This is a genomic window from Pseudomonas lundensis, from assembly GCF_015377145.2.
Classification (GTDB): domain Bacteria; phylum Pseudomonadota; class Gammaproteobacteria; order Pseudomonadales; family Pseudomonadaceae; genus Aquipseudomonas; species Aquipseudomonas lundensis.
Genome location: NZ_CP062158.2, coordinates 2,436,598 through 2,449,497, shown reverse-complemented (window position 1 = coordinate 2,449,497; position 12,900 = coordinate 2,436,598). Strand labels below are relative to the sequence as shown.

Annotated in this window: 11 protein-coding genes; 4 read left to right on the top strand and 7 right to left on the bottom strand. The window is 58.2% G+C overall.

Annotation, left to right across the window (positions count from 1 at the left end; translation table 11 throughout):
• Window position 1: 1 nt before the first annotated feature.
• Complete coding sequence (gene modC / locus IF654_RS11540) at window positions 2–1,090, top strand: molybdenum ABC transporter ATP-binding protein (protein WP_094987944.1); 1,089 nt, start codon at window positions 2–4, stop codon at window positions 1,088–1,090.
• A gap of 5 nt (window positions 1,091–1,095) precedes the next feature.
• Here the strand turns inward: modC and IF654_RS11535 are convergent, their stop codons facing one another.
• Window positions 1,096–2,370, bottom strand: coding sequence for a Wzz/FepE/Etk N-terminal domain-containing protein (locus IF654_RS11535; RefSeq protein WP_047280649.1), 1,275 nt, complete (start codon window positions 2,368–2,370; stop codon window positions 1,096–1,098).
• A 496-nt stretch (window positions 2,371–2,866) separates the two neighbouring features.
• Between IF654_RS11535 and IF654_RS11530 the strand changes: the two genes are divergently transcribed.
• Complete coding sequence (locus tag IF654_RS11530) at window positions 2,867–3,802, top strand: LysR family transcriptional regulator (protein WP_094987945.1); 936 nt, start codon at window positions 2,867–2,869, stop codon at window positions 3,800–3,802.
• Here the strand turns inward: IF654_RS11530 and surE are convergent.
• The 6 genes from surE to hemB all read right to left on the bottom strand — a co-directional run bounded on the left by surE (window position 3,799) and on the right by hemB (window position 11,328).
• Window positions 3,799–4,572 carry a 5'/3'-nucleotidase SurE gene (surE, locus tag IF654_RS11525; RefSeq protein WP_047274682.1) on the bottom strand — a complete coding sequence of 258 codons (774 nt, stop codon included), beginning with the start codon at window positions 4,570–4,572 and terminating at the stop codon, window positions 3,799–3,801. The genes IF654_RS11530 and surE overlap by 4 nt on opposite strands.
• Before the next feature lie 21 nt (window positions 4,573–4,593).
• The gene (gene fdhE / locus IF654_RS11520; protein WP_048377651.1) at window positions 4,594–5,502 is read right to left on the bottom strand and encodes a formate dehydrogenase accessory protein FdhE; all 909 of its coding nucleotides are present in this window, start codon (window positions 5,500–5,502) and stop codon (window positions 4,594–4,596) included.
• Window positions 5,499–6,134 carry a formate dehydrogenase subunit gamma gene (locus IF654_RS11515; RefSeq protein ID WP_094987946.1) on the bottom strand — a complete coding sequence of 212 codons (636 nt, stop codon included), beginning with the start codon at window positions 6,132–6,134 and terminating at the stop codon, window positions 5,499–5,501. Before IF654_RS11515 ends, fdhE begins: the two co-directional genes overlap by 4 nt.
• The gene (gene fdxH / locus IF654_RS11510; protein WP_269468889.1) at window positions 6,131–7,051 is read right to left on the bottom strand and encodes a formate dehydrogenase subunit beta; all 921 of its coding nucleotides are present in this window, start codon (window positions 7,049–7,051) and stop codon (window positions 6,131–6,133) included. The genes IF654_RS11515 and fdxH overlap by 4 nt, the downstream gene beginning before the upstream one ends.
• Window positions 7,052–7,069: 18 nt before the next feature.
• On the bottom strand, window positions 7,070–10,123 hold the full coding sequence (gene fdnG / locus IF654_RS11505; RefSeq protein ID WP_083331185.1) for a formate dehydrogenase-N subunit alpha: 3,054 nt from the start codon (window positions 10,121–10,123) through the stop codon (window positions 7,070–7,072).
• Window positions 10,124–10,353: 230 nt separating this feature from the next.
• A complete protein-coding gene (gene hemB, locus IF654_RS11500; RefSeq protein ID WP_047274686.1) occupies window positions 10,354–11,328 on the bottom strand; it encodes a porphobilinogen synthase in 975 nt (324 codons plus the stop codon).
• Between the two features lie 181 nt (window positions 11,329–11,509).
• Here hemB and IF654_RS11495 point away from each other — a divergent pair, with 181 nt between their 5' ends.
• Together IF654_RS11495 and IF654_RS11490 are read left to right on the top strand one after the other, a co-directional pair.
• A complete protein-coding gene (locus IF654_RS11495) occupies window positions 11,510–11,806 on the top strand; it encodes an ArsR/SmtB family transcription factor (protein ID WP_047274754.1) in 297 nt (98 codons plus the stop codon).
• A gap of 54 nt (window positions 11,807–11,860) precedes the next feature.
• Window positions 11,861–12,871 (top strand): zinc-dependent alcohol dehydrogenase family protein, encoded by a 1,011-nt coding sequence (locus tag IF654_RS11490; RefSeq protein WP_047274687.1) that lies wholly within the window; start codon window positions 11,861–11,863, stop codon window positions 12,869–12,871.
• Window positions 12,872–12,900 lie beyond the last annotated feature (29 nt).

Below are 12,900 nucleotides of genomic sequence, written 5' to 3'. Positions count from 1 at the left end.
CATGCGCGCGCAGCTTAATGTGCGACTCAAGCTGAGTTACAGCGACTTCTCCCTGGACGTTGACCTGCAACTGCCGGGTCAAGGCGTCACTTCGCTGTTTGGTCATTCGGGCTCGGGTAAAACCACCTGCTTGCGCTGTATCGCGGGCCTTGAGCGCGCTCACGAGGCGTATGTCGAGGTCAACGGTCAAGTCTGGCAAGACAGCGTGCGCAAGGTGTTTGTGCCGGTTCATCAGCGTTCGCTGGGCTATATCTTCCAGGAGGCCAGCCTGTTCCCTCACCTTTCGGTGCGCGCTAACCTTGAGTTCGGGTTGCGGCGCATTCCGCGCAGCGAGCGGCGTGTGGAGTTGGTACAGGCCACGCACCTGCTGGGCATCAGCCACCTGCTAGAACGCATGCCCGCTCATTTGTCGGGGGGAGAACGTCAGCGCGTGGGGATTGCGCGTGCCTTGCTCACCAGCCCCAAACTCTTGTTGATGGATGAACCGCTGGCCGCGCTGGACAGCCAGCGCAAGCGCGAAATCCTGCCCTACCTCGAGCGCCTGCATGCGCAGCTGAACATTCCGGTGCTGTATGTCAGCCACTCACAAGAGGAAGTCGCCCGGCTGGCTGATCATCTCGTGTTGCTCAATGAGGGCAAGGTTCTGGCCAGCGGACCGATTGCCGACACACTGGCAAGGCTCGATCTGCCGTTGGCTCAAGGGGATGATGCGGGGGTGCTGATTGAAGGGGTCGTCACGCATTACGATGCGCAGTACCAATTGCTGACCCTGCAACTGCCGGGCAGCAACCAGAGTCTGAAGGTCGCTCACGGGCCTCTGGCAGTCGGGCAGTCACTGCGAATCAAGGTGCAGGCCCGTGATATCAGCCTGAACCGTGATCCGGGCGCACACAGCAGCATTCTTAACTGCTTGCAGGCCACGGTTGTCAGTGAAATGCCGGCCGATAACCAGGCGCATATGCTCATACGCCTGGATGCGGGAGGGACCGCACTGCTGGCACGGATCACGCGGTACTCGCGAGATCAACTACAACTCGTGCCAGGCCACGTCATCTGGGCGCAAATCAAGTCCGTCGCGGTTCTGGTCTGACGTCCTTACAAGGCTTCCCGGCGCCGCGCGATCAAGAAACGCCCCGTGGCAATGCCGATCCCGAGTAAACACCCGAAAATCAGTCCAAGGCCGACAATCAGCGATTTTTTAGGCTTGATCGGGCTGATCGGCGTCTGCGCCTTGCGGTCAATACTGACGATTCCCAGCTTGCTCATGTCGGTATTCAAATTGCCCAGACGCACGACTTCAGCCCGCAGCGGTTCGATGTTTTTCAGGAACAAATCTTCATTCGAACGCTTGCCGAGTTGCTCGACCTGACGGTTGACTTCCAGTAACTGCAACTTTTTGCCAATGGTTGAGATGCGCTTGTCGGTGAAGTCGTCCGAGGTGCGTTTGAGCAAGGCGGCACGCTCGGCTTCAAGGGCCTGCGTCCCCATGAAATACAGCGGAATACTTTGCGAGGTGATTTCAGTACGCATCACTTGCGACGACCCCTTGGCCGCATCAGACATGGCCGAAGGCGTGGTGGGACGGGTAATGCCCAAGGAGCGCGCAATAGAGATCGCCTCCGAGAGCTGAGCGATCCGCGATTCGCGTTCAGTCTTTAGTTGCAGGCGCAAGGCCTGAAGTTCGTCTTTGAGTTTTGCCCGCTCAAGCGTATCGGATTCGACCAGTGTCGCAATCTTGCCTTCTTTGTCCGACTTGTAACCGGAGCGCGCGGCATCAATCTTTTCTTCCAGCTCTCTGAGTCGGTTATTAATGATGACTTTGAGATCAGCGCCAATTTGGGCGCGCTGATTATTGATCGCGTAGTCAACAAAACCGTTGAGAATTTTTACCCCATCAACATCCTCTGGATAGGTCATCTCCAGTTTGATGAAAGGACTGAGGGAATCCTGTTTTTTTGGATCCGGTTGTATGAGGTTAATGGCATCGCGGTTAAAGATTTCAAAACTCTGTTCCAGCGACACGCCTTTTTTTTGCAATGGCTTGAACAAGTCCTGATTCGATTGAAAAAATGTGAAGCGGGTTTCGTAGGAATCTAGCGCAGCGCCTACCTTGAGCAAGGCCTCGGTAGGGGGCAATTTGTAGACCTCCGAGCGGTTCAGGGCATCCAATTCATTGATCGCCGCCGGCCTGAGCACTGTACTGGCCTGGTACACCCGCGGGGCAAGCATGGCATAGGTCAAGGCCATGGCACCCACCACCAGCGTGGTGCCTGCAATCAGTTTCTTTTGTTGCCAAAGCGATTGAATCAGCGCAAACAGATCGATTTCGTCAGTCGAAGTTTCTGCTAGCGGATGCTGAATAGTTTTCAAAAAAATGCACCTTGTGAGTAGAACTTCTTGGCAAGTTCACCGCTTGACTGTTTAAGCACCTATTGGCTAGGTCTTTCTTAGGCTATGTCTGACAGACCATCTTAGAAAAAGATCCCTGCATTTAGAATCAAGCACATACCGCGACAAAAGCAAGTGATGCCATAGTGATATCTCGCCTTTTTCTTACAAGCAAAGATCAGTTCTCATTCAGAAAGAAGATTTATTACTTGAAACACGGAAACTTCCTACGACAGCCTTTTGATCAACGGTAAAAGACGCGCCTTCTGGCTTGTATAAACAATGGATCCAAAACGCTGTCTGTTTGGATCAATCCTTTAGTCACTGACTCGCCTGTATATCCAGGCACCTATCAGGCAACGGCAGGTGCGGAGCGTCAGTAAAAACGCCCGCGTGATGTCAAAGCGGCATATTTTCCCCGCCTGTGTAATCATCTGCGCCACAAAAAAACACGCTGACGTGTGGGGTAATCATCAGGATGGACATTTTTCAGGCGATGCGTGTTTTCGTGCGGGTGGTCGAAACCGGCAGCTTCACGGCTGCCGCTCAGGCATTGGGCTACTCCACCGCGCAGACCTCTCGCCTGCTGTCTGAACTTGAAGCCTCACTGCAAGCCCGACTGCTGCAACGCAGTACGCGGCGTCTGGCGCTGACTGAAGTCGGCGCCCGCTACCTGGAACGGTGCCGCCTGATTTTGAGCGAAGTTGAAGACGCCAATGCTGAAGCCGGAGGCGCTCATTTAACGCCCCGTGGTCATTTGCGTGTGCAATCAACCACCGGCATAGGCATTCAATTGCTGGCTCCGCTGGTGGCGCGCTATGCGCAGCTATACCCGCAGGTCAATGTGGATTTAACCCTTTCGCAACGTCAGCCCGACTTGCTCGAAGAAGGGCATGACGTGGTCATCACCCTGTCTTCACACCTGCCGGATTCAGAGCTGGTGGGCCAGGCTTTGGGCACCATCTCCAGCGTGATCAGCGCAGCGCCCTCCTACCTCGCTCAATATGGCATTCCGCAAAAACCGGCCGACCTTGCAGAGCACCGTTGCCTGCACTTGGTCGATCCGATGTTTACCGATAGCTGGGTATTTCGCGACGAACAGGGCGAGCAGTCGGTGCGGCCCGGGGAGGTGTTTCAGGTGAATGTCGCAGAAGCCATGGCTCAGGCGGCTGAAGCGGGACTCGGCGTCTGCCTGTTGCCCGATTACGTCGCCGTGGACTCCTACAAACGCAAAGGCCTGGTGCGTCTGTTGCCGCATTACCGGCTGCACGAGAAAAGCATCTACGCGCTTTACCCTTCTCGCCGTTTTCTGGATGCCAAAGTCAAAACCTGGGTCGAATTTCTCAAGCAGGAAATCCCCGGCATGCTGCAAGCACACCAGGCCACGGTGAATGACCCGGCGAATTGGGCTTAAGCGTCCACGGCACGCTGTAACTGATCACGCAATGCCAGCGCTGTACGGTCAAACGCCAACGGTGTCACCGATATACCGCCTTGGGTGACCACTTGAGTTTCGGTGTCAGCCGCTTCAGCTTGGGCATGCCGCGTGATGTTGAGCCAATAGTAAGTGGCCTCACGAAAATCCGTGCGCTCGTGGACGGCGATGCCTTCCATCCGCCCTGCCCCCTGCCGGGTGATGCACACCGGGCCCGCCTCATCTGCCGGGACATCCGGGAAGTTGATGTTCAAGCACGCGGACTGTTCCCAGCCTTTGCCCAGCAACTGACGTATGACAGCGGGCGCCAGGGTGCGGGCAGTGTCCCAGCGCACGCCATCGCGACGGGTGAAATACTGGCTCAAGGCAATGGAGGGCACGCCCATCAGCAGGCCGGTCATGGCCGCACCCACCGTGCCGGAATAGAGCGTTTCAACCCCCAGGTTGGCGCCTTTGTTGATACCTGAAAGCAAGAGCTGTGGCGCAGTCGCCATCAACTGGCGCAAAGCCACAGCGACACAATCTGCGGGTGTGCCGGAGACCGAAAACCGTCGCTCCCCGCGTGGCGTGATCCGCAATGGATGGTGAATGCTGATGGCTGTCGATATACCGCTCTGGTCGTGATCGGGGGCGACCACCCAGACCTCGTCAGCCAATTGATGGGCCACGGCTTCCAGTGCCGCAAGGCCGGGAGCGTCAATCCCGTCGTCGTTGGTGATCAGGATGCGTTGCAAGCGTACACACGGCATCAATGCCTCCAGTGTCATCGGTTAACCGGGGAACAAAAATGGGTTCAACCCGCTGCGGGCAAACCCTTGCTCTTCAATTTTGGCATCGAGCATCAGTGAGGCCAGGTCGTCAGCGAAGGTTTCGAGGGTAGAGTCCCGGTCCAGATACAGCACCTTGAGGTAGCTGTGACAGTCCAGGCAGCTTTCAGCCTTGATGCTGGCTTCTTTACTGTCCAGCGACCAATAGTCGAGCTGGCCGGTCTGTTCGCAATTGCTGCACTTAGCCCTGACCATGTGCCAGCGGCTTTCGCACAATCGGCAATGCAAATACCGCAACCCATTGTGCGCGCCGCCTAACACCACGCTGGTCGAGGGCTCGCTGTTACAGACCGGGCAAAACTGACGATGTTCACCATAGTCTGCATGGCCGCTGGCGGGCAATTGCGCGGCCAACTGCGTCCAATACAAGGACAGTGCCGCCCAGATAAACAGGGCCCGGCCACTGCCAACTTCGCTGTGATGGCCACTTAGCAGTGCGCTGGCCTGTCGTTCCAGTTGCTCGACCGAGGTATCGCGTAAGCCCGCAATCACCTCTTGCACAGCATCAGTGGCCTGGGGCAACTGATCGAGCAATGCCCGCAATGCCTGTTGCCAGTAGTGGTCGCGCGGCAGGCTGACGTAATCCAGCGGTGCCAACAGTTGCCCCATGCGCGCCGTGGCTGCCTCGACCAGCGACTTGGGCAACGGGTGCTGTTCTAACACCTGTTGCTGAGCCTGAACCAGGCGCGCCACAAATGTCAGGTAATCGGCCATTGGATGGTCAATGGCCAGCGCCTGCAAACGCGCGGCGCGTCGCTGATAGTGCTGTTTGAGCGTGGGCAGCAACAAGGGCGTAATCCGGCCGATTCCACCGGTGGGGGTTTCTATCGGCGTCAGCTTGATGCTGCTCATGGGTGGTCCTTCTTGGAATCAATCTGTTTAAACCAGCGGTCGTGGTGGGTTTTAGCCCACTTGCGCGAGACGTAACCGGTGACCATGCCGCCAATCGAGCCTTTGACCCAGAACCCCATGTAGGCGTGGCCAATAATCAGCAGAATCAGGCAAATGCCGGTCAACGAATGCAGGAGCGCCCCGACGCGGATCACCGGAATCGGGAAGAACGGCGCAAAGTAAGGACGCCAGATCAACACGCCGCTGATCAGCAGCAGCGTGATCAGGCTCATGATTCCCCAGAACAACAGCTTTTGCCCCGCGTTGTATTTGCCCACCTGCAACGACTTGATGTGACGTCCCTTGAGCACATCCTTGACGTTGGCGAACCACAGGCGGTCTTGCGGTTCTGGCAGGTTGTACTTCACCAGCCTTACGAACAGGAACATGAGCGCCAAAAACACCACCACCCCCAGGAACGGGTGCAGGATGCGCGCCAGTTGCGGGGTGCCCAACACATGACTCAGCCAGCTCATCGACGGGAAAAACCACGACAACCCCGACAGCGCCACCAGCATGAAACAAATGACCATTAGCCAATGGCACAGGCGCTCGGCAAACGGGGTACGCAGGATCATGTTTTTCGGGGTCATGGGTGCTTCTCCTGTTCCGTGGACGCGGGCGCTCTTTTGTCAGCGTCCAGCTCGTCGTCCGACTCATCGGTGGTCAACGGTCCTACGCCAACGTAGTGGAACAGCGTGCCCGCCAGGGTGGCAAAAAACGCCACGGCGGCGACAGGTTTGAGCCAGCCTTTCCAGCCTTCGACCACATTGCTGATCCGTGGATCGGCCGGCAGGTTGTGGTACAGCTGCGGCTTGTCGGCATGTTGCAAGACGTACATCACGTGGGTGCCGCCCACGCCTTGCGGGTCATAGACCCCGGCATGCGCGAAGCCGCGGGTGTTGAGTTCGGCCACCCGTTCATTGCCCAGGTGTTTCATGTCGGCTTTGCTGCCGAAGTTGATGGCCCCGGTCGGGCACGTCTTAACGCAGGCTGGCTCCTGCCCGACGCTCACGCGGTCAATGCATAACGTGCACTTGTAGGCCTTGTTGTCTTTCTTGCTGATACGCGGCACATCGAACGGGCAGCCTGCGATGCAATAGCCACAACCGATACAGTGATCGGAGCGAAAATCGACGATGCCGTTGGCGTATTGCACGATCGCCCCCGGCGCAGGACACGCCTTGAGGCAGCCGGGGTCCGCACAGTGCATGCAGCCGTCCTTGCGGATCAGCCATTCGAGTTTGCCGCTTTCGTCTTCCACTTCGTCGAAACGCATCAGGGTCCAGGTTTCGGCCGACAAGTCCGCCGGGTTGTCATAAACCCCCACGTTATGGCCCACCTCGTCGCGCAGGTCGTTCCACTCACCGCACGCCACCTGGCAGGCCTTGCAGCCGATGCAGATGGTGACGTCGATCAGCTTGGCCACTTGCACTTCACTGTCACGCACCTGCGGGGCTGGCGTCAGGCTGTTGGTGGCAGAGCGCTTGATAATGTCTTGGGATTGCATGGACATGAGCTTTCTCCCTTACGCCTTTTCCACGTTGACAAGGAAAGCCTTGTACTCAGGCGTCTGCGCATTCGCATCGCCCACGGCCGGGGTCAGGGTGTTGGCCAGGTAGCCCTTGCGGGTCTCCCCTTCGTACCCCCAATGGCACGGGATGCCGATGGTGTCGACCTCCTGCCCGCCCACCTGCAGGGTGCGGATACGTTTGGTCACCACGGCTTTGGCTTTGATGTAGCCGCGCTTGGTGCTGACCTTGACCCAGTCACCCTGGACAATGCCTTTTTTCTTCGCCAGGTTTTCACCGATCTCGATGAACTGTTCCGGCTGCAACACGGCGTTGATACGCGAGTGCTTGGTCCAGTGGCGGAACAGTTCTGTGATCGAGTACGTGGTGGCAACGTAAGGGAATTGCTCGGCCGTCCCCAGTCGTGTCTGGTCGTAAGGAAAAATACGGACGGTGGGGTTGTACACCGTGCTCGGGTGCAACGGGTTGCGTCCGGTCGGGGATTCTGTCGGCTCGTAATGTTCCGGGAATGGCCCGTCTACCAGTGTGTCAATAGCGTACAAACGGCCTACCCCCTCGGGCAGCATGATGAAGGGGCTGGCCTTGCTGCTGGGTGGCAAAGTGGCCGGGAAGTCCGGGACATCGATACCGGTCCAGCGCTGGCCGTTCCATTCGATGATTTTGCGCTCAGGGTCCCAGGCCTTGCCTTGCGGGTCGGCCGACGCGCGGTTGTACAGAATGCGGCGGTTTTGTGGCCACGCCCAGGCCCAGCCCAGCGTGCTGCCCAGGCCAGAGGGGTCGGCGTTGTCGCGGCGTGCCATCTGGTTGCCTTGCGGGGTCCAGGACCCGGCAAAAATCCAGTTGAAACTGGCGGTGGTGCCGTCGTCGCGCAGTTGCGAGAAGTCGCTGAGCAATTCGCCTTTGCGCACGGTGACATTGCCTTGCGCGTCTTTGAGATCTTCCAGCGCAAAACCGTTGGCCTCTTGCGCCACTTCTTCGGGCGTAGGGTCCAGCGGGTCACGGTAATTCCATGCCATGTTCAACAGCGGCGCAGGGTTGGCGCCGCCTTCCTGCTCATACATCTGACGCAGCTTGACGAACAGATGCCCCAGAATCTTGCCGTCATGCCACGCTTCATTGGGCGGTGCCGCGCCTGCCCAGTGCCATTGCAGCCATCGGCCCGAGTTGACGATGGAGCCGTTTTCTTCCGCAAAACAGGAGGACGGCAAGCGGAAGACTTCGGTCTGGATGCTGGCGGTGTCGACGTCGTTCTCGTCGCCGTAGTTCTTCCAGAAACTGGACGTTTCAGTGACCAGCGGGTCAATGATCACCAAGTATTTGAGTCTGGACAGCGCAGCGCTGGCCTTGTTTTTGTCCGGGAAGGCCGCGATCGGGTTAAAGCCTTGGGCGATGTACCCGTTGACCTGTCCGTCGTACATCATCTCCAGATAGCGCAATACGTCGTAACTTTTGTCCCACTTGGGCAGCCAGTCAAACCCCCAGTCGTTGGCCGCCGTGGCCTTATCGCCCCAGAAGGTTTTCATCATGCTGGTGAAAAACTTGGGTGTGTTCTGGTAGTAGTTGACCTGCTCGGGCAACAGGGCTTTGGGCGTGGTTTGCTTGAGGTAGGTGGCCAGATCGGTTTGTTGGTCACTGGGCAGGTTCATGTAGCCCGGCAACCGCAATGACAGCAGGCCGATGTCGGTGTAGCCCTGAATGTTGGAGTGGCCGCGCAAGGCGTTGACCCCGCCGCCCGCCATGCCGATGTTACCCAGCAGCAATTGGATCATCCCGGCGCCGCGAATCATCTGCACGCCACTGGAGTGGTGAGTCCAGCCCAACGCATAGAGGAAGGTGGTGGTGCGGTTCGGGACACTGGTTTCACCGATGATGCGGCAAATTTCCAGAAAGTCTTCTTTAGGGGTGCCGCAAATATCGGTTACGACCTCTGGCGTGTAACGGCTGACGTGCGCTTTAAGCAGATTCCACACACAACGCGGGTGGCTGTACGTTTCGTCACGGCGAGCGAAGCCGTTTTCATCGACTTCATACATCCATTGGCTGCGGTCGTATTGCTTTTTGGCCGGATCAAAACCGCTGAACAGACCTTCCTCGAAGGTGTAACTGTCCCGCACGATCAGCGGCGCGTTGGTGTAGGCCCGCACGTACTCGTGGTGGATTCGGTCATGGGTGATCAGGTAGTTGATCATGCCCATCAGGAAGGCAATGTCAGACCCGGCGCGGATCGGTGAATAGAGATCAGCCACCGCAGCGCTGCGGTTAAAGCGCGGATCGACCACGATGACTTTGGCGCCATTACGGATCTTGGCTTCGACCACCCACTTGAACCCCACCGGGTGCGCTTCGGCGGGGTTGCCGCCCATGATCAGCACCACGTTGGCGTTTTTGATATCGACCCAGTTGTTGGTCATCGCGCCACGGCCCAACGTCGGCGCCAGGGCCGATACAGTCGGTGCGTGACACAGCCGCGCCTGGCAATCGATACCGAGCATGCCCAGCGCACGGGTGAAACGCTGATCGAGAAACCCGGTTTCATTACTGGCCGCCGACGAGCACAACATGCCTGTGGTCAACCAGCGGTTAACCGTCACACCGTCAGCGTTCTTTTCAATGAAGTTGGCGTCCCGGTCGTCTTTCATCAACCGGGTGATGCGGGTAATGGCGTCGTCCCAACTGATGCGCTGCCACTCGTTGGAGCCGGGGGCGCGATATTCCGGGTATTTAAGCCGCTGTTCGCTGTAGATGAAGTCAATCAGGCCTGCGCCTTTGGGGCACAGCGAGCCACGGCTGACCGGGTGATCCGGGTCGCCTTCAATATGGAAAATACGTGCTTTGGCGTTCTTGGCACCGTCGCCCAGGCTGTACATCAATATCCCGCAACCCACCGAGCAATAGGTGCAGTTGTTACGGGTTTCTTTGGCGCGTAGCAGTTTGTATTGGCGGGAGGGATCTGCTTGAGCAAGTCCGGGGGAAAACCCGAGTGATGCAACGGTGGCCGTGGCTACACCGGCCGTACAAAGTTTGACGAACTGTCTTCTGCCGACGTCCATAAATCTCCTCAACATCCGTGCGCTATGCCGGATACAGAGTCGTTCCCGCCTCACGGTGACAGGATACGCTCAGGCTTTTTTATCTAATGACCATAGCCAACTTCCGCTCGCACGCGAGGAAAAATCAACCCTAAGGAATATGACAAAAAGCGCCGCAGCGTTATTGATGGACGTCAAGAAAGGTGTAAATGGCGGCAAACTGCGCGGGTGCGCGGTTCGCCGCTGGCGATTTAAATGCCTTGCAGGGCAAGGTCCATCGCAAAGTAAGTGAGGATCATGTCGGCGCCGGCACGCTTGATCGAACCCAGGCTTTCACGCACCACGCGGGCTTCATCGATGGCTCCCGCCTGGGCGCCGAACTTGATCATCGCGTACTCGCCGCTGACCTGATACGCCGCCAGTGGCAAACGCGAGGCTTCACGGATGTCGCGAATGATGTCCAGGTACGCCCCGGCCGGTTTGACCATCAACACGTCAGCGCCCTCCTGCTCGTCCAGCAAGGACTCGCGAATCGCCTCACGGCGGTTCATCGGGTTCATCTGGTATGACTTGCGGTCGCCCTTCAACGCGCTGCCACCGGCTTCGCGGAACGGGCCGTACAGGGCCGAGGCGAACTTGGTGGAATACGCCATGATCGAGGTGTCCAGAAAACCGGCGCCGTCCAGCGCACTGCGGATCGCTTGCACCTGGCCATCCATCGCGGCCGAAGGCGAGATGAAGTCAGCGCCCGCCGCCGCCGCGGCCACGGCTTGCTTGCCGAGATTGATCAGGGTGGCGTCGTTGTCCACGCCATGGTCGTGCATCACACCGCAATGGCCATGGGAGGTGTATTCGCAGAAGCAAGTGTCGCTCATGACCACCATGTCCGGTGCCGCGTCTTTGCTGATGCGCACCATGCGCGACACCAGCCCGTCTTCACGCATGGCATCGCTGCCGGTGGCGTCCAGATGGTGTGAAACACCAAACAGCATCACCGACTTGATACCGGCCCGCGCGTACCGCTCGATCTCGCCCGCCAGTTTCGACTCAGGGATGCGCATGACGCCCGGCATGCTGGTGATCGGCACAAAGTCGTCGATCTCTTCTTCGACGAAAATCGGCAACACCAGGTCATTAAGGCTGAATTCGGTTTCCTGGAACATGTCGCGAAGGGTTTGGGAGCGCCGCAAACGACGCGGGCGAACAGCGGGGAACTGGTTAGGCATCATGGTTCCTGAGGGGCAGGTTCATAAGACAGGCGAGCCTTGGCCAAGGCTCAATGGCGCAACAAATACAGGATTGACCTTTGAATTGCAAAACATCCGGCCCGCCTGCGCGCCATTGCCGCGCCCCGCCGATCAAGACGACGGGTTGAACATTTCGTTAAAAGGCGTAATATCGCCGCCCATGATTCTCGAACAGCTCAAAGCGCTGGGCAATGACACTCGCATGCAAATGATGGAGTGGCTCAAAGACCCACTGACCCATTTTCCGCCACAGGATCACGGCGATCCTGCGATCGGTGTGTGCGTGACGCACTTGCAGCACAAGGCAGGGCTTTCACCTTCTACCGCCTCGGCGCATCTGGCCATCTTGCAGCGTGCCGGCTTTGTGTTGACCACGCGCATCGGCAAGTGGACCTATTACCGGCGCAACGAGCAGGCGATTGATGACTTTGCGGCTAGGCTGAAAATCGAGTTGTAATTTTTACCTATACATTTCGTCGTTTTGCGTAATGTAAAAATATGAGGACTGTCCATGAGCACTAAAACCATTTTCGTCCAACCCGGTGGTGGCTACGACAACGTGGTGGTCGGCAGCAGCGAAGTGCGCGCGCCCGCAGGCGGCGAAATCACTGTGCGCCTGCATGCCAACTCCCTGAACTACCACGATTTCGCCGTCGTCAGCGGCATGTGGGGGCCGACTGAACAGCGTATTCCGATGGCCGATGGCGCCGGTGAAGTGATCGCGGTTGGCCCGGACGTGACCGAGTTTAAGGTCGGCGATTCGGTGGTCAGCACCTTCTTCCCTGAGTGGATTGACGGCACGCCGCAGGTGGAGGGGTTTGTCACCGTGCCGGGGGATGGCATTGACGGCTACGCCCGTGAGCAAGTGACAGCCAAAGCTACCGCGTTCACGCTGGCACCGACCGGTTATAGCCACGCTGAAGCCTCGACCCTGACCACCGCTGGCCTCACGGCCTGGCGCGCGCTGATGGCCGACGATTCGCTCAAGCCTGGCGATACTGTGCTGGTACAGGGCACGGGCGGGGTTTCAATCTTTGCCTTGCAATTCGCGAAAATGGCCGGTGCCACAGTGATTGCCACCTCCTCCAGCGACGAGAAGCTGGAGCGCCTCAAAGCGCTGGGCGCCGACCACGTCATCAACTACCGCAAAGACACCCGTTGGGGTGAGACAGCCCGGGCACTGACCGGTGGCCGTGGCGTCGATCACATCATTGAAGTGGGCGGCCCCGCGACCCTCGAACAGTCGATGATTGCTGTGCGCGTTGCCGGTCACATCTCGATCATTGGTATTTTGAGCGGTGTCAGCGGCGCCATGGACTTCGTGCCTGCGCTGGTCAAACAAGTGCGCCTGCAAGGCGTGCTGGTCGGTAGCCGCAGCCAGCAGCAAGACATGATCCGCGCCATCAATGCCAACGGCATGCGCCCGGTCATTGACCGTCACTTCCCGCTGACAGATATCGTCGAAGCCTTTAAATACCAGGAAACCAACCAACATTTCGGCAAAATCTGCCTGGACATTTAAACGCGACACCGCCGCAAGGCGCATTGACC

What these genes read in the sequence shown, in the direction of transcription:
- IF654_RS11515 (WP_094987946.1), bottom strand. Translation starts at nt 6,134, where the DNA reads ATGACCCCGAAAAACATGATCCTGCGTACCCCGTTTGCCGAGCGCCTG.
- IF654_RS11495 (WP_047274754.1), top strand. Translation starts at nt 11,510, where the DNA reads ATGATTCTCGAACAGCTCAAAGCGCTGGGCAATGACACTCGCATGCAA.
- hemB (WP_047274686.1), bottom strand. Translation starts at nt 11,328, where the DNA reads ATGCCTAACCAGTTCCCCGCTGTTCGCCCGCGTCGTTTGCGGCGCTCC.
- fdhE (WP_048377651.1), bottom strand. Translation starts at nt 5,502, where the DNA reads ATGAGCAGCATCAAGCTGACGCCGATAGAAACCCCCACCGGTGGAATC.
- modC (WP_094987944.1), top strand. Translation starts at nt 2, where the DNA reads ATGCGCGCGCAGCTTAATGTGCGACTCAAGCTGAGTTACAGCGACTTC.
- fdnG (WP_083331185.1), bottom strand. Translation starts at nt 10,123, where the DNA reads ATGGACGTCGGCAGAAGACAGTTCGTCAAACTTTGTACGGCCGGTGTA.
- IF654_RS11530 (WP_094987945.1), top strand. Translation starts at nt 2,867, where the DNA reads ATGGACATTTTTCAGGCGATGCGTGTTTTCGTGCGGGTGGTCGAAACC.
- surE (WP_047274682.1), bottom strand. Translation starts at nt 4,572, where the DNA reads ATGCCGTGTGTACGCTTGCAACGCATCCTGATCACCAACGACGACGGG.
- IF654_RS11490 (WP_047274687.1), top strand. Translation starts at nt 11,861, where the DNA reads ATGAGCACTAAAACCATTTTCGTCCAACCCGGTGGTGGCTACGACAAC.
- fdxH (WP_269468889.1), bottom strand. Translation starts at nt 7,051, where the DNA reads ATGCAATCCCAAGACATTATCAAGCGCTCTGCCACCAACAGCCTGACG.